Annotated in this window: 27 protein-coding genes; 24 read left to right on the plus strand and 3 right to left on the minus strand. The window is 35.5% G+C overall.

What is annotated here, in order from left to right; all coding sequences use genetic code 11:
* The first annotated feature begins 26 nt into the window (after window positions 1-26).
* The 17 genes from RSTT_RS02400 to RSTT_RS06930 all read left to right on the plus strand — a co-directional run bounded on the left by RSTT_RS02400 (window position 27) and on the right by RSTT_RS06930 (window position 16,690).
* Entirely contained in the window at window positions 27-779 is a 753-nt protein-coding gene (locus RSTT_RS02400) for a TlyA family RNA methyltransferase (protein ID WP_096525538.1), read from the plus strand.
* Window positions 780-1,117: 338 nt separating this feature from the next.
* Window positions 1,118-3,571 (plus strand): leucine--tRNA ligase, encoded by a 2,454-nt coding sequence (leuS, locus tag RSTT_RS02405; protein ID WP_096525539.1) that lies wholly within the window; start codon window positions 1,118-1,120, stop codon window positions 3,569-3,571.
* 19 nt (window positions 3,572-3,590) lie between these two features.
* Complete coding sequence (gene lptE / locus RSTT_RS02410; RefSeq protein WP_096525540.1) at window positions 3,591-4,124, plus strand: LPS assembly lipoprotein LptE; 534 nt, start codon at window positions 3,591-3,593, stop codon at window positions 4,122-4,124.
* 213 nt (window positions 4,125-4,337) lie between these two features.
* On the plus strand, window positions 4,338-5,372 hold the full coding sequence (gene prfB, locus RSTT_RS02415) for a peptide chain release factor 2 (RefSeq protein WP_197702039.1): 1,035 nt from the start codon (window positions 4,338-4,340) through the stop codon (window positions 5,370-5,372).
* Between the two features lie 134 nt (window positions 5,373-5,506).
* Window positions 5,507-6,127: a phosphatidylserine decarboxylase gene (locus RSTT_RS02420; RefSeq protein WP_015423341.1), complete on the plus strand. Its 621-nt coding sequence runs from the start codon at window positions 5,507-5,509 to the stop codon at window positions 6,125-6,127.
* A gap of 9 nt (window positions 6,128-6,136) precedes the next feature.
* Window positions 6,137-6,940 carry a CDP-diacylglycerol--serine O-phosphatidyltransferase gene (pssA, locus tag RSTT_RS02425; RefSeq protein ID WP_096525543.1) on the plus strand — a complete coding sequence of 268 codons (804 nt, stop codon included), beginning with the start codon at window positions 6,137-6,139 and terminating at the stop codon, window positions 6,938-6,940.
* Window positions 6,930-7,442, plus strand: coding sequence for a nucleoside-diphosphate kinase (locus RSTT_RS02430; RefSeq protein ID WP_096525544.1), 513 nt, complete (start codon window positions 6,930-6,932; stop codon window positions 7,440-7,442). Before pssA ends, RSTT_RS02430 begins: the two co-directional genes overlap by 11 nt.
* Before the next feature lie 124 nt (window positions 7,443-7,566).
* Complete coding sequence (locus RSTT_RS02435) at window positions 7,567-9,336, plus strand: phosphoenolpyruvate carboxykinase (GTP) (RefSeq protein WP_096525545.1); 1,770 nt, start codon at window positions 7,567-7,569, stop codon at window positions 9,334-9,336.
* A 427-nt stretch (window positions 9,337-9,763) separates the two neighbouring features.
* Window positions 9,764-11,518, plus strand: coding sequence for an aspartate--tRNA ligase (gene aspS / locus RSTT_RS02440; protein ID WP_096525546.1), 1,755 nt, complete (start codon window positions 9,764-9,766; stop codon window positions 11,516-11,518).
* A gap of 36 nt (window positions 11,519-11,554) precedes the next feature.
* The gene (locus tag RSTT_RS02445) at window positions 11,555-13,123 is read left to right on the plus strand and encodes an HD family phosphohydrolase (protein ID WP_096525547.1); all 1,569 of its coding nucleotides are present in this window, start codon (window positions 11,555-11,557) and stop codon (window positions 13,121-13,123) included.
* A complete protein-coding gene (ybeY, locus tag RSTT_RS02450) occupies window positions 13,120-13,545 on the plus strand; it encodes an rRNA maturation RNase YbeY (RefSeq protein ID WP_096525548.1) in 426 nt (141 codons plus the stop codon). Before RSTT_RS02445 ends, ybeY begins: the two co-directional genes overlap by 4 nt.
* An 861-nt stretch (window positions 13,546-14,406) precedes the next feature.
* A complete protein-coding gene (locus tag RSTT_RS02455; RefSeq protein WP_095558754.1) occupies window positions 14,407-14,637 on the plus strand; it encodes a hypothetical protein in 231 nt (76 codons plus the stop codon).
* 101 nt (window positions 14,638-14,738) lie between these two features.
* Entirely contained in the window at window positions 14,739-14,975 is a 237-nt protein-coding gene (locus RSTT_RS02460; RefSeq protein ID WP_096525549.1) for a hypothetical protein, read from the plus strand.
* Between the two features lie 6 nt (window positions 14,976-14,981).
* Window positions 14,982-15,632 (plus strand): DNA repair protein RecO, encoded by a 651-nt coding sequence (recO, locus tag RSTT_RS02465; protein WP_095558756.1) that lies wholly within the window; start codon window positions 14,982-14,984, stop codon window positions 15,630-15,632.
* 645 nt (window positions 15,633-16,277) lie between these two features.
* Window positions 16,278-16,424, plus strand: a complete 147-nt coding sequence (locus RSTT_RS06640; RefSeq protein WP_231941966.1) for a hypothetical protein — start codon at window positions 16,278-16,280, stop codon at window positions 16,422-16,424.
* Window positions 16,396-16,566, plus strand: a complete 171-nt coding sequence (locus RSTT_RS06645) for a hypothetical protein (protein ID WP_231941967.1) — start codon at window positions 16,396-16,398, stop codon at window positions 16,564-16,566. Before RSTT_RS06640 ends, RSTT_RS06645 begins: the two co-directional genes overlap by 29 nt.
* Window positions 16,520-16,690 carry an ammonium transporter gene (locus tag RSTT_RS06930; RefSeq protein WP_197702030.1) on the plus strand — a complete coding sequence of 57 codons (171 nt, stop codon included), beginning with the start codon at window positions 16,520-16,522 and terminating at the stop codon, window positions 16,688-16,690. Before RSTT_RS06645 ends, RSTT_RS06930 begins: the two co-directional genes overlap by 47 nt.
* On the opposite strand, the gene RSTT_RS06430 is transcribed toward RSTT_RS06930, so the two are convergent.
* Complete coding sequence (locus RSTT_RS06430; protein ID WP_197702045.1) at window positions 16,639-16,788, minus strand: hypothetical protein; 150 nt, start codon at window positions 16,786-16,788, stop codon at window positions 16,639-16,641. The genes RSTT_RS06930 and RSTT_RS06430 overlap by 52 nt on opposite strands.
* 326 nt (window positions 16,789-17,114) lie before the next feature.
* On the opposite strand from RSTT_RS06430, the gene RSTT_RS07165 reads away from it, so the two are divergent.
* The gene (locus tag RSTT_RS07165) at window positions 17,115-17,276 is read left to right on the plus strand and encodes a P-II family nitrogen regulator (protein WP_197702031.1); all 162 of its coding nucleotides are present in this window, start codon (window positions 17,115-17,117) and stop codon (window positions 17,274-17,276) included.
* 202 nt (window positions 17,277-17,478) lie between these two features.
* Here RSTT_RS07165 and mnmA read toward each other — a convergent pair whose 3' ends face one another.
* Both mnmA and RSTT_RS06445 read right to left on the minus strand, forming a co-directional pair.
* On the minus strand, window positions 17,479-18,549 hold the full coding sequence (mnmA, locus tag RSTT_RS02480) for a tRNA 2-thiouridine(34) synthase MnmA (protein ID WP_096525551.1): 1,071 nt from the start codon (window positions 18,547-18,549) through the stop codon (window positions 17,479-17,481).
* A gap of 420 nt (window positions 18,550-18,969) precedes the next feature.
* Window positions 18,970-19,140 carry a hypothetical protein gene (locus RSTT_RS06445; protein WP_158302791.1) on the minus strand — a complete coding sequence of 57 codons (171 nt, stop codon included), beginning with the start codon at window positions 19,138-19,140 and terminating at the stop codon, window positions 18,970-18,972.
* 835 nt (window positions 19,141-19,975) lie between these two features.
* Here RSTT_RS06445 and RSTT_RS02485 point away from each other — a divergent pair.
* The 6 genes from RSTT_RS02485 to RSTT_RS02520 all read left to right on the plus strand — a co-directional run bounded on the left by RSTT_RS02485 (window position 19,976) and on the right by RSTT_RS02520 (window position 26,043).
* On the plus strand, window positions 19,976-20,158 hold the full coding sequence (locus RSTT_RS02485) for a glycosyltransferase (RefSeq protein WP_096525552.1): 183 nt from the start codon (window positions 19,976-19,978) through the stop codon (window positions 20,156-20,158).
* A 281-nt stretch (window positions 20,159-20,439) separates the two neighbouring features.
* A complete protein-coding gene (locus RSTT_RS02490) occupies window positions 20,440-20,628 on the plus strand; it encodes a hypothetical protein (protein ID WP_096525553.1) in 189 nt (62 codons plus the stop codon).
* Window positions 20,625-21,215, plus strand: a complete 591-nt coding sequence (lpxK, locus tag RSTT_RS06765; protein ID WP_096525554.1) for a tetraacyldisaccharide 4'-kinase — start codon at window positions 20,625-20,627, stop codon at window positions 21,213-21,215. Before RSTT_RS02490 ends, lpxK begins: the two co-directional genes overlap by 4 nt.
* Window positions 21,185-21,580 (plus strand): tetraacyldisaccharide 4'-kinase, encoded by a 396-nt coding sequence (locus RSTT_RS06770; protein WP_096525555.1) that lies wholly within the window; start codon window positions 21,185-21,187, stop codon window positions 21,578-21,580. Before lpxK ends, RSTT_RS06770 begins: the two co-directional genes overlap by 31 nt.
* A gap of 2,041 nt (window positions 21,581-23,621) precedes the next feature.
* Window positions 23,622-24,371 (plus strand): 2,3-diphosphoglycerate-dependent phosphoglycerate mutase, encoded by a 750-nt coding sequence (gene gpmA / locus RSTT_RS02515; RefSeq protein WP_015423350.1) that lies wholly within the window; start codon window positions 23,622-23,624, stop codon window positions 24,369-24,371.
* 28 nt (window positions 24,372-24,399) lie between these two features.
* Window positions 24,400-26,043 (plus strand): AAA family ATPase, encoded by a 1,644-nt coding sequence (locus RSTT_RS02520; protein ID WP_231941971.1) that lies wholly within the window; start codon window positions 24,400-24,402, stop codon window positions 26,041-26,043.
* Window positions 26,044-26,058: the final 15 nt, after the last annotated feature.

Here is a 26,058-nt window from a genome sequence, read left to right on the forward strand (position 1 = left end):
GCAAGACGGAACAGTTTAGGATATTAATGAAAAAAAAGAAAAATAAAAAACGTCTTGATGTTTTGCTTTTTGAAAAAGGGTTTGCTGAAACTCGTACAAAAGCGCAGGCTTTTATAATGAGCGGAAACATTTTTGTAAATAATCAGATTCAGTATAGACCTGGAACTTTAGTGGGAAAAGAAGATTCGATTGAAGTGAGAAATGCAAATCCGTACGTTTCGCGCGGTGGATTAAAACTGGAATCTGTTTTGGAAACTCTTGCTATTGATTTAGAAGGATATATTTGTTTAGATATAGGGGCGTCGACAGGCGGTTTTACGGATTGTATGCTTCAAAAAGGCGCAATTAAAGTTTATGCGGTAGATGTCGGAGCAGGTCAGCTACATTATAAGTTGAGACAAGACAAACGTGTTGTCAATATTGAAAATGTTAATTTCAGGTATTTTGACAACTCTTTTTTAAAAGACAATATAGATTTTACGACGATAGATGTTTCTTTTATATCTCTTGATAAAATTTTGCCTGTAGCATACAGAAGTATTTCGAAAAATGGTTTCGTTTTAGCTATGATAAAGCCGCAGTTTGAGCTTGAAGCGTCGGAAATAAAAAAAGGCGTTGTAAGAGATAAAAAATTAAGACAAAAAGCCATAAATAAAATTAAAAAAGTCGCATTGGATCTGGGATTTAAAATAATTTCCGAAGCCGATTCCTGTCTAAAGGGACTCAGAGGAAATCTAGAACATTTTATTTTTTTGAGTAAAAAGCATATTTTCTTTTGAATTTGTATTTTATTGCCGCAGGGCGCTTTTCTCAAAGTTTTATTGCGGGTTTTAGAGAACCTACGTCTCTAAAAATACTGTCTGAATCTGATAGACGACTGATCTGTAACGTCAAGAAATGTTTTAAAAAGAGAATTGCTGAAAAATATAACCGGAGTTTAGCTTGAGGCAGTAGTGATTGCAATTGAAATTGTAGGAGAAGCTTCAATACAATTTTTTAAGCATTTGTTTTAAATATTTGTTTGAGTCGATATTAAAGTCTCATTAAAGACAGCTGAGTATGATATTGTGGTTGCGTTATAGGAAAGTTTAGAGAAACAGCATTTAATTGAGGAAAAATGACAGACTACAATCATTCTGAAATTGAGAAAAAATGGCAGAAAAAATGGAAAGGAGATAGAGTTTTTGAAACTAAAGAGCAGCAAGGAAAAGAAAAATATTATTGTCTTGTTATGCTTCCTTACCCTTCGGGTAATTTACACATGGGACATGTGAGGAATTACAGTATCGGAGATGTTTTTGCGCGTTTTCACAAAATGACAGGAAAAAATGTTTTACATCCCATGGGCTGGGATGCCTTTGGACTTCCCGCGGAGAATGCGGCCATAAAAAATAAAATTCATCCCGCAAAATGGACAAAACAAAATATTGCCCATATGAGAGAGCAGTTAAAAGTTCTTGGTATCTCTTACGACTGGAACAGAGAATTTGCAACATGTACTCCCGAATACTATAGATGGAATCAATGGTTTTTTATAAAAATGTGGGAAAGAGGTTTGATTTTTAGAAAAAGTGCGAATGTCAATTGGTGTCCGTCATGCAATACTGTTCTTGCAAATGAACAAGTTTCAAAGGGATTGTGCTGGAGATGCGATAGCCATACGCAGCAAAGGGATTTAGAGCAGTGGTTTATAAAAATTACAGATTATGCTGATGAGCTTTTAGAAGGACATAAACAGCTGTGCGGCTGGCCTGAGCAGGTTTTGTCGATGCAGAAAGACTGGATAGGCAAATCCTTTGGAATGGAAATTGAGTTCGCAGTGACGGGAACCGGCAAAAAATTAAAGATATTTACAACAAGACCCGACACGCTTTTCGGAGCAACTTTTATAGTTGTAGCGCCGGAGCATAAAATTATAGACGAGATGAAATCTCAAATTACAAATTATAATGAAATTGCAAAATATGTGATTGAAAGCGGCGGAAAATCAAATATAGAAAGATCTTCATGTAAAGAAAAAACCGGAATAAGACTTGAAGGTATTAATGCATTAAACCCTGCTATCGGAGAAGAAATTCCGATTTTTACGGCGGATTATGTTTTAGCGGGTTACGGTACCGGCGCAATTATGGCAGTGCCGGCTCATGATCAAAGAGATTGGGAATTTGCAAAGAAATATAATATCCCTGTTATAGAAGTTATAAAAAGCAGTAATTCTTGTGACGGGAATCAATCTGTTGATAAAGATATTTACGAAGACAAAGGCGTGCTTGTAAATTCTAGACAGTTTAACGGAATAAAATCTTCTGAAGCTTTTGACATAATTTCAGAGTGGGTTGAAAAACAGGATTTCGGGAAAAAAATAATAAATTTCAAACTTAAAGACTGGCTTATATCAAGGCGGAGATATTGGGGAACTCCGATACCTATGATTCATTGCAAAATATGCGGTACTGTTCCCGTGCCTGAAAAAGATTTGCCGGTAATGCTTCCTGAAGACGCTGAATTTACCGGAGAGGGAGAGTCGCCATTAAAATCAAGCAAGACTTTTGTGAATGTAAAATGTCCTAAATGCGGTATGGACGCTAAAAGAGAGACTGATACAATGGACACTTTTGTGGATTCTTCATGGTATTATGCAAGATACTGCGATAATCGCAATGACAATGCGGCTTTTGACAGCGCGAAAGTGAATTATTGGATGCCAGTAAATCAATACGTAGGCGGGATAGAGCATGCGTGCATGCATTTGATATATTCAAGGTTCTGGTATAAAGTTATGAGAGATTTGGGGATTGTAAAGCATGGCGAACCCTTTGAGAATCTTTTAACTCAAGGGATGGTGACTCTAGCCGGTAGCGTTATGTCTAAATCAAAAGGGAATATTGTAAGCCCCGATGAAATAATTGAAAAGTACGGCGCGGATACGGCTAGGCTTTTTACTCTTTTTGCCGCGCCGCCGCAGAAACAACTCGATTGGTCAATGGAAGGCGTTGAAGGATGCTGGAGATTTATAAATAGAATATGGCGTCTTTTTGATATAGTTCATACTAAGACCGAGTTTTCGGCGACTGAAAAAGACAAAAATGATATTTTAAGAATAATGCATAGGACAATTAAAAAAGTTACTGTTGACATTGAAAAAGAGTTTCAATTTAATACGGCGATTTCTTCTGTTATGGAACTTGTAAATGCTTTATATACTTATAAATATCATTCAAATGATGACGGAATATCTGCAGAAGTATATAAAACTGTTATACTTTTAATGACTCCGTTTACGCCTCATCTCTGTGAGGAAATATGGGATAGGTTAGGATATAAAGAGTATGTGTCGGTTTATCCGTGGCCTTCTTTTGACGAAAGTACGATAAAACAGTCTTCTGTTGAACTTCCCGTGCAGATAAACGGAAAGTTGAGAGGCAAAATAATAGTTTCTGCAGAAGACAGCGAAGATGAAGTTAAAAAGATTATAGAAAAAGACAAAAAAATTGCGGTGCAGTTAAAAGGTAGACAGATAGCAAAATTTATATATGTTAAAGGCAGGATCGTCACAATATTTGTTAGATAGCTGATGCTTTGGAGAATTAATGAAAAAATTTATGCTGATTTTGGCTTTATTTATTTTGCTTTCAGCATATTTAATATCATGTTCTTATTTACGCAGTCCTGCTGCCGTTAAGATATTGCCGGAGTATATTAAGAAAGTTTATGTAAAGTCTTTTAATAGTACCAAACAGTTTGATATTGAAATAGAATTTACAGATGTTATTAAAAAAGAAATAATAATGGACGGGCGCCTTTCTTTGGCAGATACCGAAGAAGAGGCTGACGTCGTTTTTATCGCTATAATTGAAAAATATAGTTTGCAGCCGCTCACTTATGATGAAAATAGGATGAGTCTTAGATATAAACTTTCTATTAAAGCGAATATTTTGCTTAGTGACAAAAATAAAAGCGTAATTTGGAAGAATACGAACATAGAAAGAGTGCATATTTACAGGGATTGTATACGTGATCTATACAATGGAATAATATTTTATGACGGAATGAGTGAAAGAAAGGCCAGAAGCGTTGTCTTTAATAAGTTTTCAAAGTATATTGTAAGACAAATGGCAAGATGAAAAGTTTTGCTCGTTTGCAGGCAGAAAGAAAAAATATAAAATACTAAGAAGTAAAAAGAAGAGAATACAGCTCTGGGCAAGTAAAGGAGCAGGACGGAAATGCTACATAAACAGACAGAGTTGTGTGTTATGTGCCAGCACGGACGTAAAAGGAGTTAAAATTGCTTAAACAGCAGAAAGATAGAATAGATGTTTTAAGGGGGGCTCTTTGATATTGATTCAAAACTGAATCGAATCAAAAACCTTGAGCTTGAAATATTGGAACCGGATTTTTGGAATGATCAAAATAAAGCCAAAAAAACTATGGCAGAACTCGATGATTTAAAAAATGTATGCCGGTTATGGTATGATATGAGCAGAGAGGTTAAAGATTTAATCGATTTGAGCATGCTTGCGGCGGACGAAAACGATGAAAAACTTTTAAAAGATGTTGAAGATGGTAGTAAAAAACTTGAAAAAGAACTTTCGGTTTTTGAAGTCAGAACAAAACTCGGTGGAGAACACGACAAAAACAATGCAATTATCTCTATACACGCCGGTGCTGGGGGAACGGAATCATGCGATTGGGCTCAGATTTTATTAAGGATGTATTCAAGATGGGCTGAAGATAAGGGTTTTAAAACAGAAGTTGTTGACAGTCTGGACGGTGACGAAGCCGGAATAAAAAATATAACTATGATAATAAGGGGTGAATATGCTTACGGATTTTTACAGTCAGAAATAGGCGTCCATAGACTGGTTAGAATTTCTCCGTTTGATTCAAACAAAAGAAGACATACATCTTTCAGCTCGGTTGATGTTATACCAGAAGTGGAAGATAGTATTGATATAATTATTGAAGATAAAGACATAAGAATTGACACTTATAGAGCTTCTGGAGCCGGAGGGCAGCATATAAATAAAACCGATTCCGCAGTGAGAGTAACTCATTTGGCAACTGAAATAACAGTCCAATCTCAAAATGACCGTTCACAGATAAAAAACAGAACGACTGCAATGAAACTTTTAAAAGCCAGACTATATGAGCTTGAGCAGGAAAAGCAAAGGGCTTCTTATGAGAAGCACTATAATGAAAAAGGTGCTATAGAATGGAGTAGCCAGATACGTTCTTATGTTTTTATGCCGTATCAGCTTGTGAAAGATCACAGAACAGGATATAAAACGTTGCGGATGGATTTAGTTATGGATGGAGATATTGACGATTTTATAAGTGCGTATTTATCATGGAAACTTGAGAAAAAGAAATAATAGGGCAGACTGTCGCGGTTTTAGCATTTAAAAAGTGCCTTATTTTTAATAATTTTTTTTGCATGAAATTGTGCTTTTTTATAAAGTTTATGTTAGAGGTGTATAAAAATCGGCTGTATAGAGGGGATGCTGGTATGCGAATTGTAAAAGAAGGGTATCAGTTCATTATAGTTCCGCTTATTTTAGGTTTGGTATTTCTGATTGCGGGTCGGGGCATAATTTTAATTGCGATGGTAACTTTGTGCGTTTTGGTTTCGTTGTTCTGCCTATATTTTTTTAGAGATCCCGAAATAGAGATAACAAGAGGAGATAATTTAATTCTTTCTCCGTGCAACGGAATGGTTTTGGAAGTGAGCGAAAATGAAACAGAAAAAGTTATAAGAGTATTTTTATCGGTTTTGGATGTGCATTTGCAACGTTCGCCAGTTCCGGGAAAAGTTAAAAGTGTTGAATATAAGTCCGGGAAGTTTTTAAAAGCTATTGAACCTCAGGCTCACATAGTTAACGAACAAAACATTATAACTATAGAAAATGAAAGCGGTAAATATCTTGTCAAACAGATTGCTGGTATACTTGCAAGAAGATGCGTTTCATGGGTAAAGCCCGGCGATGTTTTAAAGCCTGGCGATAAAATAGGCATGATAAAGTTCAGTTCTCAAGTGGATTTGCATATTCCCAGGAACACTGATATTAAAGTAAGTCGGGGCGATAAGGTTGTGTCGGGCGTGACAATTTTTGCAACTTTAAATAAATAGGGAACCGTTATGAGCGAAAACTTGAAAAAGGGCATTTATATAATACCGAGTCTTTTTACATGCGGAAATATAAGCTGCGGCTGTTTATCTATAATATCGTCTATAAACGGAAATTTTACAAAATCGTCGTGGCTTCTTATATTTGCCATAGCTTTTGATATGATGGACGGAAGAATTGCAAGGCTGACAAAAACGACAAGCGAGTTTGGCGTTCAGCTGGATTCTTTAAGCGATTTAACGTCGTTCGGAATTGCACCGGCGGTAATGATGTATCAACTTGTTTTAACTTCTATGGGAAAGATTGGCAAGTCAATTTTTGTATTGTTTATTTTATGCAGCGCTTTAAGACTTGCAAAGTTTAATGTTAAAGCAAATGCCAAAAAGGTGCATAGTTCTTTTATGGGACTGCCGACGCCAGCGTCGGCGGGACTGTTAATATCTTTTGTATTAAGTTACGAATTATTTATTGTAGATCCGGGTCAGTCTTTGACATTTAATACAATACCGATTTTGATGAAAAACATGCCGGCATTTTTTAAAACAATGCCTGTCATAATGGTGCTTTTGTCTTTACTTATGGTTTCAAATATTCCTTATGTTTCGTTTAAAAAAATGGAATTTTCAAGTCCTAAAGTGTTCAGACTTTTGATTTTGACGGTGTTTTTTGTATGGCTTATAGCTACCTTCCCGCAAAATATTATTTTTATATTGTTTACTTTATATGCTTTTTCTGGTATATTTGCCTATGCGGCTAAGTATTGGAAAATTTTAAAAAGAATTTATTCGTCAAAGGTAGAAAATAATGGAAATTGAACAGCTCTTAATTTTAGTTAAACCAGATGGAATTAAGAAGTCTTTGACAGGAAATATTTTAACTAAACTTTCAGAGTCCAGAATGATTATTATAGGAGCAAAAACAGTTAAGGTAAGCAGAGATTTGGCAGAAGCGCATTATTGTCATCTTAAAGATAAGCTTTTTTTCAACGAACTTCTAGATTATATTCGGGGTAAAATATACGGAGAACCTTGGGACAGAGTACTGGCATTTGTCTATCAAGGCGAGGATGCTGTTTCAAGGATGAGAAAAATTGCTGGAGCGACAAATCCCGAGGAAGCAGATCACGTTTCAATCAGAGGATCGTATGGAAGAATAACAACTAAAGGTGTGTATGAAAATGTCATACACTGTTCTTCAGATCCTTCGGAAGCCGCGAGAGAAATTAAACTGTGGTTTAAGCCTGAAGAAATAGTGAAAGAAATATATCCGGTGAAAAAAATTGTGGTCGAGAAAGAAGAGAAAATAGTTTGGGCATAGTTTTGACGTAGAATAAAAAGTTGAAAAAACTATATTTTCCCTGTAGTGACAAAATCAAGAGTTTTATGTTATTTATAAACAAACGCTAAAATGAAGTTAACAGTAAAAGGAGTGTTAAAAAGAAATGGCAACGCCAATAGAATTATTTATTGAAGAAATGCAGAAGCTTTTTCAGCCCGATGAAGTTTATATAATGGACGGATCCCAGGAAGAAGCGGAGAAACTGGCAAACATTGCTCAGAAGTCAAAAGTGGATGGAAAAATTGTTTTAGAAAAATTAAATGAAAAAGAATATCCGAATTCATACTATCACCGTTCAAATACTAATGACGTTGCACGTACCGAACATTTAACTTTTGTCTGCACTCCTTCAAAAACAGAGGCGGGACCGAACAATAACTGGATGGATCCCGTAGAAGCAAAAGAAAAAATGATGGGATTTTTTAAAGGTGCGATGAAAGGAAGAACTATGTATGTTATTCCTTTTGTTATGGGTCCCCCAAAATCAAAATATGCGAAAAACTGTATTCAGGTGACAGATTCTGTTTATGTTGCTTTAAGTATGAGAATTATGGCCAGAGTCGGAAAACAGGCTGTTGAAAGAATAGGCAGTTCTTCTGATTTTTTCAGGGGGGTTCATTCAATCGGCGATGTAAATCCCGACAGAAGATTTATTATGCATTTTCCACAGGAAAATCTTGTTATGAGTTTTGGTTCGGGATATGGCGGAAATGCTTTACTCGGTAAGAAATGTTATTCTCTGAGGATTGGCTCTTATTTGGGTTATCAGGAGGGTTGGCTTGCTGAACACATGATTATCATAGGCGTAGAAGTTCCTGACGGAAAAGTAATATATTTTCTCGGGGCTTTCCCGTCTGCATGCGGAAAAACAAATCTCGCTCTTTTAGAACCTGTGCTTAAAGGATATAAAGTCTGGACTTTGGGAGACGATATTGCATGGATTAACGTCGGAGAAGACGGACGGCTTTATGCGATTAATCCTGAAGCCGGATTTTTCGGAGTTGCCCCGGGAACAGGGTTAAAGACAAATCCCATTATGATAAAAACTCTCAAAAACGATAAATTTTTTCCTACGTTGTTTACAAATACCGCTGTTGACAACAGCGACAATACTCCATGGTGGGAGGGAGCTTCTGATGAAATTCCATCGGACTTGACCAATTGGCAGGGACAAAAATATGACAAAAATTTAGACAAAGCTGCAGCTCATCCGAATTCAAGATTTACTGTCTCGATTTATAACTGTCCTACGCTTTCGCCTGAATATAATAATCCTAAAGGTGTTCCTATTTCTGGAATAATTTTTGGCGGACGTAGGAAAGATACGATTCCGCTTGTATATGAGGCAAAAGACTGGAACAGTGGTGTATTTACGGCTTCAATAATAGGGTCTGAAACAACCGCGGCTTCAAGTGGACAGGTGGGAAATGTCAGACGTGACCCGATGGCTATGCTTCCTTTCTGCGGATATAATATGGGAGAATATTTTCAGCACTGGATTAATATCGGTAAAAAAGTAAAAAAGTTGCCTAAAATTTTTATGGTGAATTGGTTTAGAAAAGACGAAAATGGCAAATTTATGTGGCCGGGATTTAGGGATAATTCAAGAATTATAAAATGGATGATATATAGAATTGAAGGAAAAACTGGAGCTAAAGAATCTGAAATAGGTTTATTTCCTGAAGAAAACGCCATAGATTTGAGCGGTTTGGATATTAAAAAAGAAACTATGGAAAAACTATTAAAAGTTGATAAGCAAGATTGGAAAAGAGAAGTGGCAATGATAGAGGAATTCTATGCTAAATTTGGCGACAAAATACCTCAGGATTTGAGAAAACATCTGACAGAACTTAAGAAAAAGCTTGGGCTGTAGATATTAGGTATAAATAAAATAAAGAGAGGCTGAAAAAAATTCTTTTCAGCCTCTCTTTATTTTATTTGCGTTTAAAAAATGGTAAAATAATAAAGTTAATATGATTGAAAAACTGACAAAAAAGAATAAATATATAGCAAAAATACTATATATTTTATATTGTTTTGGTAAAACAATACAGTTACTTTTTCAAACGAGATTATCTATATTTTTGTAGCTTTCGAGATTAAAGGCGGAAAACAAAATCCGGATGAAGCTGAGTTTATTTCAAAAGAGATCGTAAGTTTTAAGGAAGCTGTTAGAATGCTGAGAACGGGCAAAATAAGAGATTCACTTTGAAGACATTTTAAGATAGTGTCTGAATATACTTATGTTAGAATAAGAATAGAGTATTTTTGTTGGTTCCCCGCAGAAAAAAGAGGATTTTATGAAGAGAAGCGGTTATTGCGGTGATATAAGAGAAAGCAGTATAGGAAAAGAAATTGCTGTATGCGGATGGGTTCATTCGCGAAGAGATCACGGCGGTGTAATTTTCATTGATTTGAGAGATAGAGAAGGCATTTTGCAGATTGTCTTTCAACCTGAAAATAAAGAGATATTTGAAGCGGCGGAAAAACTTCGCAGCGAATACGTAATTGCTGTTAAGGGTTGGGTGAGAAACAGACCTTTCGGGACGCTGAATACGAATATGTCTACGGGAAATGTCGAGCTTGTAGCCGTAGAACTCAAAATTCTCAATACTTCTCCGGGACTTCCTTTTGAAATTTCAGATTATATCGATACTTCAGAAGAATTGAGATTGAAATATAGATATTTAGATTTGCGTCGTCCTAATTTACAGAAAAATTTTGTAATGCGCCATAAAATTTCAAAAGAAATAAGGAATTTTTTAAACGAAGAAGGGTTTTTAGAAATTGAAACGCCTTTTTTAACGAAATCCACTCCCGAAGGAGCAAGAGACTTTTTAGTACCGTCAAGACTTCATCACGGAAATTTTTTTGCCTTGCCGCAGTCTCCGCAGCTTTTTAAGCAGATTTTAATGTCCGCAGGTTTTGATAAGTATTATCAGATTGTAAGATGTTTCAGAGATGAAGATTTGCGTGCGGACAGACAGCCTGAATTTACACAGGTTGATGTTGAGATGTCATTTGTAGATGAAGAAGACGTAATGGTCGTTATAGAGAGAATGCTTGCAAGAGTTTTCAAAATGGCGTTAAATCTCGATATAAAAATGCCGTTTGAAAGAATGCCTTACTCGGAAGCGATGTTGAGATTTGGTTCTGACAAACCCGATACAAGATTTGAAGTGGAAATAAAAGATTTTTCGCGTGAGCTTAAAAACAGCGGGTTTAGCGTATTTTCATCTGTGATTTCAAAAGGTGGAATTGTACGGGGACTGTGTATTCCCAAAGGTGCAAGTTTTTCCCGCTCTGAAATCGCCGGACTTACAAAATTTGTAGGCGAATACGGAGCTAAAGGTTTGGCATGGATGAAAATTACAGATACTGGCGCGGACTCAAATATAGTGAAGTATTTCAAAGAATATGAAATAAGAGTTTTTATATCTAAACTTAATGCCAAGTCCGGTGATTTAATTGTTTTTCTTGCAGATGAAGAAAAAACAGTTGCTCAGGGATTGGGGGCGCTGAGGCTTAAAGTAGGCAGAGAATCCGGACTTATTGATAAAAATAAATTTAACTTTTTATGGGTTGTTGATTTTCCTCTTATGGAGTGGGATAAAGAAGAACAGAGATGGCAGGCGCTTCACCATCCTTTTACGTTGCCCAAAGACGCAGATTCTCTTACAAAAGAAAATGCAGGCAGAGCAAAGGCAAAAGCCTATGATGTTGTTTTAAACGGCATAGAGCTTGGTGGCGGTTCCATAAGAATACATAAAAGCGGCATTCAGAAAAAGATTTTTAATATTTTAGATATTTCAGATGAATCCGCAGAAAAAAAGTTTGGATTCTTGCTTAAAGCTTTAACTTACGGCGCTCCGCCGCACGGTGGTGCGGCATTGGGTTTTGACAGGCTTTGTGCTTTGATATCAGGGGAAGATTCAATAAGAGAGGTTATAGCTTTTCCTAAAACTCAAAAAGCGGTTGATCCTCTTTCAAATGCCCCAGCTGCAGTAAGCGATAACCACTTAAAAGAGCTTGGACTGCAACAGATTGAAAACTGAATAAAGAAAAGAACATTATACTCTCAGACAGTTTTGTTGCCGGAGTATCCGGTTTTTACGGATTCTTTAAAGCTTAATAACTTTGCTGTTCCTCTTTTCGGAGTAACGGCAAAAAAAAGAAAACTGCAAAAAAATAAAAAAACTATGAATAATCCACTTGAAAAAATAAGGTTTTGGATAATAGACATTCTTATTAAGTCTGCAAGAAAACTTGAAGCAAAGCGACCTAAAAATCCAGTTGTAAGGAATCCCAAAAGTTTATTTTCAAAAGAAATTAAAATACCTGTCTTCATCTCGTCGGGTTTTACCATTATTGCAATTTATTGTATGTTTGTTATGGGTTTTGCAGTAAACTGTAAAACAATGCTTGCAACTTCCATTTTTATAACAGGAAGTGCAGTTTTCTTTATTATCTATGTTAAAAATAGGGAAAAAATAATATTAAAAGATAGGGATACTGTTGTTTTAATATGTCTGCTTTTTATCATTGCAGTGTTAATATTTCAAATTTTGATAGAATACATCTCGCCTTTTGTATCTCCAGTATCTGCATTTGCTCTTATGTCAGCAATGCTTTTATCTCCTAGATTCGGAACTATGCATGCGGTGTTTTTAAGTTTGTTCATGGGCTTTTTAAACTTTATGAGGTTTGATATTTTCTTTTTAATGCTTTGTGGCAGCATTATTGCTTTGGCGGATTTGCATAATATACGCAGAAGGTCGGATTTTATAAGCACGGGTATTAAAATTGCGGTTGTAAATACGGCAATAATATCAATGTTTTATTTTTTTGGAAGTTACAACATTTTAGAGTTTGAGCGTAATATTTTTTACGGATTATTAAACAGCGCATTTGCAGTTATTATTCTTCTCGTTTTTATGCCTCTGTTTGAAAAACTGTTTTCCAGAACTACAAGCATGAAATTAATTGAGCTTTCAGACTTTGACAACCCTTTGCTTAAAAGACTTATGCTTGAAGCTCCAGGCACATATCACCATTCAGTTATGACGGCAGATATTGCAGAACAGGCTGCTAATGTTATAAACGACAATTCTCTGCTTGCAAGGGTAGGCGCTTATTACCACGACATAGGAAAACTTAAAAACCCACAATATTTTATAGAAAATCAGACTTCTGGTTATAATCCGCACGATGAGTTGACTCCGGCGATGTCAAATTTGATTTTAGTTTCGCATGTCAAAGATGGCGTTACTTTGGCAAAAAAATATAACGTTGATAACGAAATTATTAACATTATCGGGCAGCATCACGGAACGACGTTGATACATACTTTTTATCACAGAGCGTTGGAAGAAAGCCCTGATATTGATATAGAGAATTTCAAATATCCGGGGCCGAAACCAGCTACAAAAATCGCCGCGATAGTGATGATATCCGATTCTTCAGAAGCTGCCTGCCGCAGCATCGAAGAACCGACTGCCGCAAGAATAAAAGATACCGTCGAAAAAATAATAAACAACAAATTTATTGACGGACAATTTTCAAACTGTCCCATAACTTTAAAAGATTTAGAAACTATAAGAGACAGTATAATTTCTACAATTATAGGCATTTACCATATAAGAATTGAATACAAAGAATGAAGAAAGATAATAATATTATAAATTTTGTCAATTTCCCTAAACAGCATGTGCCGCTGCTTAAAATAGCCGCTGCAACTGTTTTAAAATCGGAGAAAATAAAAAGATATCAGGTAAATTTTATAATGGTAGATGACAAAGAGATAAGGAAACTGAATACAAAGTATAGGAAAATAAAACGCATAACTGATGTCATATCTTTTTTGGTAGTTCCGGAGTTTTTTATGGGTGACATTTATATTTCAAAAACTCGTTCGCAAGAACAAGCGAAAGAATACTCTAATACCTGGCAGCAGGAGCTTGCGTATCTGGTAATACACGGGCTGCTACATCTTTGCGGATATACGGATTATGATGCCGTAAATAAGATAAAAATGTTTGCCAAACAGGATAAAATATTTAAATGTTTGTTTTATCGACTTTAATTGCTTTTTACTTTTATAAGCTTGGATTTCTGCGGCTGAAATAGGAATTACAAGCTTGTCAAACTACAGTGTAAAAAGCTTATATTTCAAACTCCAAAAATTTGAATATCCTTATTATATCACGATTATTTTAACTGTCAACGTTATCGCCGATGTTTTGCATCTCTTATGACGTCTGTTTTCTATATCGTAACAAATATGTTGTGGAAAGCGGTCGCATGGATTATAACATCTTTTACTCTTAAATTATATCTAAATTTTATGCAAAGGCAAACTCGGATATCGGTGCCTATTCCTGTAAAATGGAATTTTTTTTAAACCCTTTTATATCCTTATTATAAAACTCACTGAGTTTTTATCGTTTAAAATAAAACTTCAAGTGTCAATTCTTATGAGCTGAGCAAAGAAGAAATTGAAAGTCTGCTTCCTGAATGTAATTGCCAACGACGAAATAGATAAAGAGACAAGTATTATACTTAAACGTATACTTAATTTCTGAGATTTGTCTGTAAAGAGAATAATGATGCCGTTTAAATATATCGAATCCGCGGATTTGTCTTTTGAGGAAGAATGCTTTTTAGACATAGTCGTTGAAATTTCAAGAAATGATTACGCTTGAATATATACTGAAAGAAGTTGTCGGCGAAATTCTTGACGAGTACGAGTTTAAAAAATGATGATTTTAATTGCGTGTAAAGTTATCATCAGATTCCTGTCGGACATTTAAACAGAATTATTAAATTGTTTAATGTGTAGCATATAGAGAGCCAGTATATCAAAGCCGATGAAATAGACTTTTTACTTTTAAACGAAAACACCTCACCTATTCCAGATGGTTCGAGAAAACTTGTAAGCAATATAATGGATTTTGCTGAAAGAAAAATATTGCAGATAATGATGCCGCTTTCTGATATCTTTGCAGTAGATCTTGATTTGCCGAAAGAAAAACCAAAATATTCAAGAGTTTCGGTTTACAGAGGAAATATAAATAATATTGTCGGAATAATATATACTAAAAATCTTGCTGTTGCATGTCGCAATTTCGGAATTATAGTGCTTGAAGATTTAATATCCGGTCTATTGTGTGTCTAAGAACGCAAAAATAAGTAAAATACTTAAAGAGTTTACATCCTCTTCTTGAAGAAATAATTGGAGAAGTCTGGGAGGAATATGATTTAAAAGAGAAAACTGTAATGCCTTTAGGAGATAATTCATATATTATACAGGCTTATGAGACAATATCCAATATAAATGTGGAATTGGATATTGATATACGGGTAACAGCTGAATTTTGGAATTATTCAGCAGAATTCCTGAATCCGGAGAGAAAAAAAAATTGTCAGAATTATTCCGTAGAAATACAAGATGCATACTCGAAGAAAGTAAATCGGATTGCCTTAAGAATGCATTCGTACGCACTGAAAGGATAAAATAGGATGTACTATGCGATAAAGGGACTAGTTCTCAACGCAAAAATACAAGGCGAGAATGATAAACTCATAACTGTTTATTCTTATGAATGGGGAAAGATTCAGGCGGTTGTTCCAAGCGCCAAAAAAATTGCGGCAAAACTTTCCTCAGCGACCGAACCTTTAACAGAAAGCGAGTTTATGGTTTTTGGCAGTTATCCTGTCCTGAGACCTAAAGTTACTGGAGCAAACATAATTGAAAATAATACGAAAATAAAAGTGGATTTCAAAAGAAACTTATATGCTTTATATGCTGCAGAAGTAAGTGATAAATTTGCTCCTTTTAATTTTGAAAATATCGTGAAATATAATTTAATAGTAAGAATTTGGCAAATACTCAGTATCTGTAAATATCCGAAACGAGCGCTTACTGCATTTATTTTGCGTTTTTTAAAACTTTCTGGATACGCTTTTTCTGATTATTTAAGGAATAATAAGGCTTTTGCTGGCATAGGAATTGAAAAGAGTATAGAAAGACTTTCAAATTGTTCAGGAGATAATATTGATGTACTTGAAGAAATTGAAGAAGAAAAAATTTGGAACTGTGTTGAGAATTATCTTACAAATTACATACGACGACCCGCGTTGAGCGTTTTTTTGGAGAAAATCGGCGAATAACATTTTTTACGGGTCTTGACGAAGTAAAAAAGGTGTTATACTTCTAAAAATGAGTAAAGTCATTTTGATATAGGTTTGATTTTTGAATAGAAATGGCAAAAAGCGAGAAAAAGAATAAATTTGACGTATATGGTGCTTTTTTAATGAGCAGGCAGTAGGAATAGCGTGAATAAATTTAACGTATTACAGATATTTTTGTAAGGAGAAAAGAAGATGCTTAATGACAGGGACACAGCTTTTATGATCATATGCACTGCGTTTGTGTTTATTATGACACCGGGACAGCCCTTTTTTACGGAAGCTTGGGACGCAGGAAGAATATGGTAAACAACATGATGAATTCTGTATTTATCATGGGTCTTGGTATTGTTTTATATATGTTGTGATAGGTTATTCTCTGTTGTTTGTGGATGGGGGCGGCTGAAGTTTTATAGGATCTCTTAAGAATTTCTGATTTTTAGACATTACAAAAGATTCTCTTATGGGCTCACTGCCTACATTTGTTTTTATTGCTTTCCAAATGATGTTTGCTTTTATAACGCCGGCAATTATAACAGGCTCTGTGGCTGGCAGAATGAAATTTCAAACATTGTTTTTCTTTATAGCTTTGGTCAATCCTTGTATATATCCATTGGCGCACATGGCATGGTGGTTATCGTCGGTGAAATCGGAGTTCTTGATTTTGCAGTTGGAAATGTGCTACATATCAGTTCAGGCACAACCGGTCTTATTCTTGCAGTTTTGCTTGGCAAAAGAGTCGATTATGCGACAGACTTCATACCACATACATAATACCCCTCATGTTCTTATATGTATGGGACTTTTATGGTTTGGCTGGTTCGGTTTTCATGCAGGAAGCGCTCTAGCGGCAAACGGACTTGTGGCTCATGTATTTATGGCAACAGTTGCAATCTGCCGCTTTAGATTTAATTAACGTTATAGGCATAACCGTAAGTCCTGTCTGTTATTTTGGAATAGTACTTATCAAACGGATATTTAAGATTGACTATGCTTTAGATGCTTTTGGGCGACATGGCATCGGCGGTATATGGGGCTGAATATTGAACGGCGTTTTTGTAAATCCTGCAATCAGCAGCGGAAAACCAGGACTTATTTTCGGAGAGACAGTGCAGTTTATTTCACAAATTGAAGGCATAGTTATAGAGTACTTTATTATGCTCCGGAATTGCCAGTATATTTATGCCTCTTCTAGCGTCGTGTAGTAGATAAGAGAAGTGAACTTATGTCAAAACACGGTGAAAATGCGTACCCGTCATTCACCGGTTTGGATTAGTAAAAGCTTTTTTTTCTTGCTGGCTTTCCTCTCTGCTTTTTATATCTTGTGTATGGAGGAATTACGAGGCAGACGGAGGCGAATAAATATAAAGGTGAAGCTTCATGATAGAAATTGAAGCTATTGTTCTCGAAGAAAAACTTGAAGATATATAAAAGAAGCTCTTAACCAGAGTTGAAATAAAAGGAGTGACTATTTCGCAGGTCATAGGATGCGGAAAACAAAAGGACTATAAAGAATTTGTGTGCGGAACTGAAATTGCCATAACTATGCTTCCAAAAATTAAGATTGAGATTATAGTCTCTTCCGAAGAATGGAACGATAAAAGCAATTCAGGAAGCGGCTTATAGCGGACAACTTGGAGATGGAAAAATATTCAGTTATAACTTGCGCAATGTTATGAGAGTACGCACTAAAAAAAACGGGAACATCGGCAATAAACTGACAGGTAAAATAAAAGAACATATGTTTTAAGATGCAATTTTGAAATGTGCCATGCGTTTTGTTGTTGTTTATCTCTTTTTTTGTAATTTTAGAAGCGGGAAGATTGCTTTATATTATCACTCCGCCACCTAAAACTGTATCATCTTTATAAAATACTATGCTTTGCCCTGCAGTGACAGACATTTGTGGTTGGGCAAATTCAACTTTTACCGAGCTGTCTTCTTGCGGAATAATAAATGCTTTTTCAGGTTTGTGCTGTCGGCGGATTTTTGCAGTTGCTTCAATAGTTTTTTTTGGCGGCAAAATGGAACACCATGATACTTTTTTAGCCGTAAGCGATGAAGAATATAAATCTTCTTTTGTGCCTATCGTTACCATATTTTGTTTAGCTGAAATATTTATAACATACAATGGATCTTTTGTTCCTCCCAAAAGTCCTAGTCCTTTACGTTTTCCTATAGTATAGTTCCAGATTCCATTATGTTTTCCGAGAACTCTGCCATTTTTATCCACAATGTTTCCCGGATTTGCTGGAAACTGTAAAATATCATTATAATCTCCACAATAAAAATCCTGACTATCGGGTTTTTCAGCTGACGGAAGTCCTATTTTCTTTGCAATGTTTCTCACCTGCTCTTTTGTGTAAATGCCAAGCGGAAAAATAGTTTCTGAAAGAGTTTTTTGCGTAAGTCTGTATAAAAAATAAGTCTGATCTTTATTTAGATCGGCGGCTTTATACAATTTATACATGTTAGTAGAACTATCAAATCTTATATTCGCATAGTGTCCTGTAGCGAATTTGTCAAAAGAAAGTCCTGTTTTTTTTACGGCAGCGGGAAGAATGCCGAATTTAATATAAGCGTTGCACCTTATGCAGGGATTTGGCGTACGTCCCTCTTTATATTCATTTCTGAAATTTTCTAGAACAACTTTTTTATATTCTCCGCTACAGTCTGTTACATATAAAGGAATTGTAAGAAAATCAGCTATTTTATGCGCCGTTTCAATATTTTCGTTTTCAGGGCCAAGGCAAGAGTCGTTAACTTTAGTTTTCGGTGCTGGCAGAAAATTGTCCCATATAGACATAGTTGTGCCGGTCACTTCATATCCCTGCTTTTTTAATAAATAAGCGGCAACTGCAGAATCAACGCCTCCGCTTAACCCTATTAATATTTTCATTTCTGTCTCCACTTTCTATTTTTTATGCTTTTATTGTTTGTTTCATGATGCGTATGACTGCTCTTTATATGTATTTGAAAGACAGCTATGACTTATATGAAACCCTTTCCCTGTTGATATTTTTCTGTTTATGGATTTAATCTTTTTTTCTATACAAATCCTACAGTGCGACGGCGAATCGCCGAGACAAATTTTGCCGGAATATATTTCGTAATATTATATCTGTAGCCCCGTTTCAGTGACATTTAGCATAACGACGTTTACTCCGCTTTGCAGAGCTTTCTTCGCCTGATTGCAGAATAACCGTTTTGTACCGTAATTTTTTGCTTTTCTATTATGTCATGCTTCTATGCGGTAACGCGTTATGTGGGAGTTATATCTCTTCTCAAGACGCAGCACAAGCAGTTTTGCTTACAGTAATTAAATCATCCGAAGGTGAACTTTATCTCCGGTATATTTTTTACGTATTTCATCTGCGGCAGAAAGAAGTTTCTTTGTATCTTTTGTTTCAAGAATATATAAAACTTCTTTTTCATGTAACGCATTGGATTGAAAGGCTTTGTCTAATATGGATTCAATATTAGTGCGCATATAACTATTTTATCAAAAAACAGCGGACTTTCATATTCTAAAATCCCTGCGATAATTGTTAAAAACAAAATAGTTTATTAATACTGACACGGATTTTTCTATAAAGAATTTTTAAAATTATGATAAACTATTACAAAATCGACAGGAGTTTAATTGCTGTAATGAACACATGGATAGTGAAATGAATCGGTTGAGAAATATACATCTGTTTAGAATGTATAAGTTATCCTTTTATAAATTACTCAATTCCATGCGAAGAATGCCTTTACGGCAATAAAGTTTTGGTTATTACGCCGCATCAAGATGATGAAGCCGTAGTCTGTGCCGTAACCGCAATAAAGCACGTTAAAACCGGCAGTTATGTAGAAATAGCTTTTTGTTTTGTACGCATGATACTTAAGAAAGAATAAAAGAAGCCAGCCGAGCTGTTTCCTATAATGGTTTCCAAGAAAAATCATTATATGCAGTTTCCTGTGCAGACTTTATCTGGCAATAAAAATTTTGAGAACGATTTAGCGCTAATTATAAATAAAGCAGATTCCGATGCCCATATTTCTTCCTTCTTAGTTTGATAAATACAGCGACCATATAGCGGTTTCAAAAGCTATTATAATAAGTTTATTGTTCTGTATCTCAAAAGACGATATGCAAGAAACCTCGCAGGTTGTTGTTTTGATGTTGTTGAGTTTTAGTGGTTGTGATAAGTTACTAATGACATTTAAATCGGTGGTGACAAAGAGAAAAGTTTCAGCTTATATTTTGACAAAAAATGAAGAAAGACATATTAAAGAGTGTGTAGAGAGTATTAAATAGACTGACGAAATTGTCATCGTTGATGATTTCAGCGGAGCCGCCATTGGTAGATATTGCTAAAGGAATGGACTGTAAAGTTGTAAAAAATAGATTTGAATACTTCGACAGACAGAGAAATTTTGCTTTGTCACAATGTTCTTATGAATGGATTGTATGTCTTGACTCTGATGAAAGAATAACGCCTGCGTTAAAAAAAGAAATATAATATCAACTGCAGGATTTTCCGAAATATGACGCTTTTGTTGCTTCAAGAAAAAGCAGATTTATAAACAAGTGGATTTTGCATTCGGTCTGGTATCCGGATTATAGACGTCCTGTATTTTTTAATAAAAATAAAATGCACTATAAAGATCAAATGGGCATGAAGATATTAATTATAAAGGTAAAAAGTTTTATTTTAAAGGCGATATTCTCCACTATCCTTACAACAGCATAAAACAGTTTATAAAGAAATCTGATTTCTACACCGATTTACGTTCTAAAGAAATGTTAAAAAAAGGCATTAGGTTCAGAGTTTTAAATCTTTTTGTAAATCCTTTGGTGATGTTTGTAAAAATGTATTTTATTAAAAAAGGATTTCTTGACGGTTTGAGCGGATTTATACTTGCGCTGTCTTATTCCTCGCTTTATACTTTGATGAAATATATAAAACTTTGGGAACTTGAAAATAAATGAGCAGGTTTTTGTATCCACTTTCTTTAATTTACTCTGTCTTGTATAAAGCAGATAGGAAATTTAGCATCTTGAAAAAACTTTCAAAACCCGCAATAAGCGTGGGCAATCTCGCATGGGGCGGTACAGGCAAGACGACGTTTGCGATTGAACTTTTAAATCTGCTTGTAAAAAATAATTTAAAGCCTGCTGTTTTAACGCGTGGATACCGCCGAAGAGGTAGATCTTCCGTTATATTAAAAAACGGTGCGGTCGGTATCAGCGCATCGGACAGTGGTGACGAGCCGCTTTTAATTGCGGGGAATGTTCCTAAAGCCTGTGTAATTGTTGGAGCTGACAGATATAACAATGCTTTAAAACACGAAAGAGAAATAAATCCTGATATATATGTTTTAGATGATGGGTTTCAACATTGGAATATTCAAAGGGATTTAGATATAGTCTGTATAAATGCGGTAAATCCTTTTGGCAATGGAATGCTTATGCCTGCAGGTATTTTAAGAGAAAGACCTGCAGCTTTAAAAAGAGCAGGATTTGTGATTATTACGAATTCCGCGATATGGTTTCAGATGCAGCGCTTGAAAAATTAGAAAAAACGGGGTTTGTTTTATCAGGTCAGAGATCTATTATAACTTATTACGGCGGATTTAAGTATAAAACTCCTGATTTAAATACGGAGTTTAATATTGAACTTTTGAAAAAATCCAATGTATACTCTTTAAGTGCTATAGGTTTTGCAGAAGGTTTTAGAAATTCTGTTAAGAAGTCTGGGATAGAGGTAAAAGACAGCATAGCTTTAAGAGATCATAGCGAATACGATAATAATCTGCTTGAGAAGATAATAAACCAAAACCTCCAAAATTCGTATTTTATTGTCACGGCAAAGGATGCGGTTAAATTTCAAAATATTGATGCGTATATATATTGCGGTTCTTGTTGTAAAGCTGCAGTTTAAGGTGGGGAAAGAACAATGGGAGCGGGAAGTATTAAAACGCCTGCCATCTTTTTAGACAGAGATGGGACGGTTATTTTTGACAGAAATTACTTGAGTTCACCCGAATAGGTAAAACTTTATTCGTTTGTCGCAGAAAGCATAAATAAATTGCGATCTGCGGGTTTTAAAATAATAGTTGTAACAAATCAGTCCGGTATGGGCAGAGGAATATTTGCGGAAATTAAATGAAAAATTTTTGTTTCTGCTTAAAACTGCAGGAGCAAGGATAGATGCTCTTTATTATTGTCCGCACGTTGATTCCGATGAGTGCTGTTGCAGAAAACCCAAGACGGGTATGTATTGCGGGGTGCGACAGATTTTAATGTAGATCTTAAAAAATCTTACACCGTCGGAGACAGTATAAGAGATTATTTGCTTGGTTTTAATATGAGCGGCAAAAGGGTGTTTTTGTTCTTACGGGACGCGGCAGAAAACAGCAGAAGGACTTAGTAAAAGAAAAAGTGAAACCGCTTGTAGTATGCAGAACCTTAAAACAAGTCGCAAGTTTTATAATTAAAGATGTAAAATATTACTGATGTTATTTTGCTTATACAGTTTTATATTTGTGCGGAACTCGCACTGCTTTTGTGATGGTTATTTTTGAACGGCAGAAGAAAGGCAGAGTTCTTTTGTTGCTGAAGATACCAGCTTTTGGAATATGAAAAACTTATACTATATTTGTGGAATTTTTTCCGGCAGGAAATGTAGATGAATATATGCAGGACGTTTTAACGGCGCTATATTATCTTTGAAAGTAGGAGTTGAATATATTTTGTACGACCGTTACGGAGCTTCGCTTTGTCCTTTAACGGTTAAAGTTTTAAGAAAAGAAGCAGAAATCTAGTCTATGGTACGAAAAGATGTCTATAACAGCATATTTAAGCGGTAGGATTGTGATGATAAAAGCAGAATTCCCATATCTATAAGAGAGGAAGTTGTTAAAGAAATAGAGGATGAAAAATGAAAAGATTAATTGCAGGAGCAATGTTAGCACTGATGGTTGGCAGGGACGTCCCTCGCTCATGGACGTAAGACACCACTCACTGGATAAACAAAAAAGATGGGTTCTGCAGGACTCACAGGGCGAAATAAACGACGATGAATTGGTGCAACACTCACTCTCAATAATTGGGACGATTAAAAACAGCAGACTTGCCTTGCCTCTAATTATTTGGCACACTAATTTTAGAAATGGGTAGCTACTATACATCTGACTGCGTAAGGACATAGGCAAAGAGAAAGCTAAATCGAGGCGTGCTGGATTTAAAATAGAATCAGAAAATCTGCTGGTACTAGTAAACGCTGTATTGAAATCTGCAAATACAAATAAAAAAGATAAGTGCTGTTTTTAATATTTATTTATTGTTTTATATTATGTACTGTTGTGCTTTTCCGTTGGGAACAGGACATAATAATTTAATTGATGAAATCTATAATTGACTCTCATCTGTTTTTCCTATCGTCTTTGGCAATCCAAGTCTCGCTTAATAACAATTATCCGAGCTGCTGTAAATAATCTGTATAATTGCTTTTTGAAAATGCTGTTGGAGTTGGGTGTACAAAACACCCACAGACTGGTAAAGCATTTGGCAAAATACTACAAAGACACACAACCATAAATAAATGGAGTAAGTACAATGAAAAATCACATTGTCGCTAAGGTAATGAGTGGATGTAAAAGCTCCTATGATAGAGCGATTTTGAAAGGAGCAGCACACTCCCCTGACATTGCGGAAACGTACTCGAATATTAGTAAAGATCAAACCATTAGAGCTTATAGTATCAATGTTCAGAAACGACACAGGACTGCGCAAGGAATTGATGGCAGAATATAACTACTACAAACTCCTGCTAGAAAAAGTAGACAAGGACTCAAACGAAAATAAATAAATTACGATAGTTATTTTTATTAATATTCTGTTTAACAGTTGTCAGCGGTATTGTCGTGCCTCTTGAAAAAATATAATATAATAAAGAAAGTGAATTTTTAGGAGGAAGCTCAATGTATAAAGTTGTTTTAATCAGGCACGGCGAAAGCGTCTGGAACAAGGAAAATAAATTTACGGGCTGGTCAGATGTTGATTTATCCGAAAAAGGCAATGAAGAAGCTTTAAAAGCCGGAAAACAGTTGAAAAAAGACGGTTTTACTTTTGATTTGGCATATACTTCAGTTCTTAAAAGGGCGATTAAAACTCTTTGGAATGTGCTTAATACAATGGATTTGCTATGGACCCCTGTGGTTAAGGATTGGAGATTAAATGAAAGGCATTATGGTGCTTTACAGGGGTTAAACAAAGCCGAGACAGCCGCAAAATACGGTGAAGAACAGGTAAAAATCTGGAGAAGAAGTTACGATATTGCGCCGATGGCTTTAGATGAAAATGACGAAAGATATCCGGGGAAAGAGGCAAGATATTCAGGGCTTTTAAAAGGCGAGATTCCCTTAGCGGAATGTTTAAAAGATACTGTGGCAAGAGTTGTTCCCTATTGGGGAAAAGAGGTTGTTCCGCAGATAAAAGCAGGCAAAAAAATCATTATAGCGGCGCACGGCAACAGTTTAAGAGCTTTGGTGAAGTATCTTGATAATATAAGTGACAGCAATATAGTGAATTTGAATATACCTACCGCAATGCCGCTTGTTTATGAACTTGATGAAAATTTAAAAGCTGTTAAGAATTACTATTTAGGCGATCCCGAAGCTGTTAAAAAAGCGATGGAAACGGTAGCAAGTCAGGGTAAAGTTAAAAAGTAACGACGGATTTGAATATATTTTGGATAAGGTGATGATACGTAAGTTTAAACTGTTGTTAAGAAACAATAAAATATTGCTGATAATAGTTTCAATTGTGCTTATTCTTATAGTTCTTTCGATATGGGGACTGAGTAAACTTGAATCTTTTTATAGAATTATGACTATTGCAATGTTGCCGGTTAATCTTTTAGTGTCGTTTACGAACGCTGCTGCTTTTGTTTTTATGTATGTGCTATTTTCTAGAAGTGGTTTTGAGAAATTAAAGAAAAACAAAATTAAGGCCGGAGATATAGCAGTTTCTTTTAAAGAAGTTATCGGTCTTGAAAGCGCAAAGAGAGAAGCGTTTGAAGTTGTTCAGCTTATCAAAGATAGAAAACAGCTTCAGAAAATAGGCGGAAAAATTATTAAAGGCATTCTTTTGATAGGACCTCCGGGATGCGGAAAAACTTTGCTTGCAAAAGCTATTGCAACAGAATGCAAAGTGCCTTTTCTTTCAATGGCAGGCAGCGAATTTGTCGAAGTGTTTGTTGGCGTAGGTGCAAGCAGGGTAAGAAATCTTTTTAAAAAAGCCAGAGAATACGCTTATGCTGAAGGTGCCTGTATAATTTTTATCGATGAGATAGAAGTTATAGGAAGAGGAAGGAGTTTTTCTTATATGGGCGGAGGAGAAGAGACAAACAGTACCCAAAATCAGCTTCTTGTGGAAATGGATGGGCTTGACAACAAGAAAAGCAATGTTATTGTTATAGCGGCGACAAACGCGGATGATAGTGTTTTAGATAAAGCACTGTTGAGGCCAGGACGTTTTGATAGAAAAATTGCCATTACTCTTCCGAATTTAAAAGAAAGAGAGCGGCTGTTTGGTTTTTATTTAAAAAAAGTAAAAGTTGTACCTGAAGTAAAAGTATGCAGGCTTGCAAAAAAAGCTGTATATAAGTCACCTGCCGATATTGAAAATATAATAAAAGAAGCGGCGTTGATCGCTGTGAGAAAGAAGAAAGAAGTTATCGATATAAAAGATTTATCCGAAGCTATGGATAGAATAGATTTGGGTATGGAAACATATATTGATATGACGCCTAAAGAACTTGGGATGACGGCATATCATGAAGCAGGACATGCTGTGGCTATATATTTGATGCATCCTACTGACGATGTATTTAAAGTTACGGTAAAATCCCACCATGGATCGCTTGGTCTTGTCGCTCCGTTTCCTAAAGAGGAACTTCAAATCGAACAGAGGGAAGAATTACTTTCAGATATTATGGTTTCTCTTGCGGGATATGTCGCTGAAAAAATAAAATACAATACAACTACAACCGGAGTTTCTATGGATTTTAGTCACGCTATGACTACGGCAAATAACATGGTATGGAAAGTTGGAATGGGCAATGGCGGCTTTGTCGGCGATTTTTCTGTTATACCGCGGAAAGAGATGTCACAGAGTCTTAAAGAAAAGCTCAATAATGAGACAATATCAATAATAAATTCATGTTATGCTAAAATTGAAGAGTTTTTAAAAACAAATTGGGATGCTGTTGATGCTGTCGCTAAAAAACTTATATCCGAAAAAGAACTGGATTTTGACGAGTTGGAAGAGGTAATGGAGACCGTCGGGAAAAGGAAACCTAAACCGTCCGAGTATAACGCTCTGGTAGGATGTGCAGAATAAAGGATTACAGTTATT

The organism is Candidatus Endomicrobiellum trichonymphae, assembly GCF_002355835.1.
GTDB lineage: Bacteria > Elusimicrobiota > Endomicrobiia > Endomicrobiales > Endomicrobiaceae > Endomicrobiellum > Endomicrobiellum trichonymphae.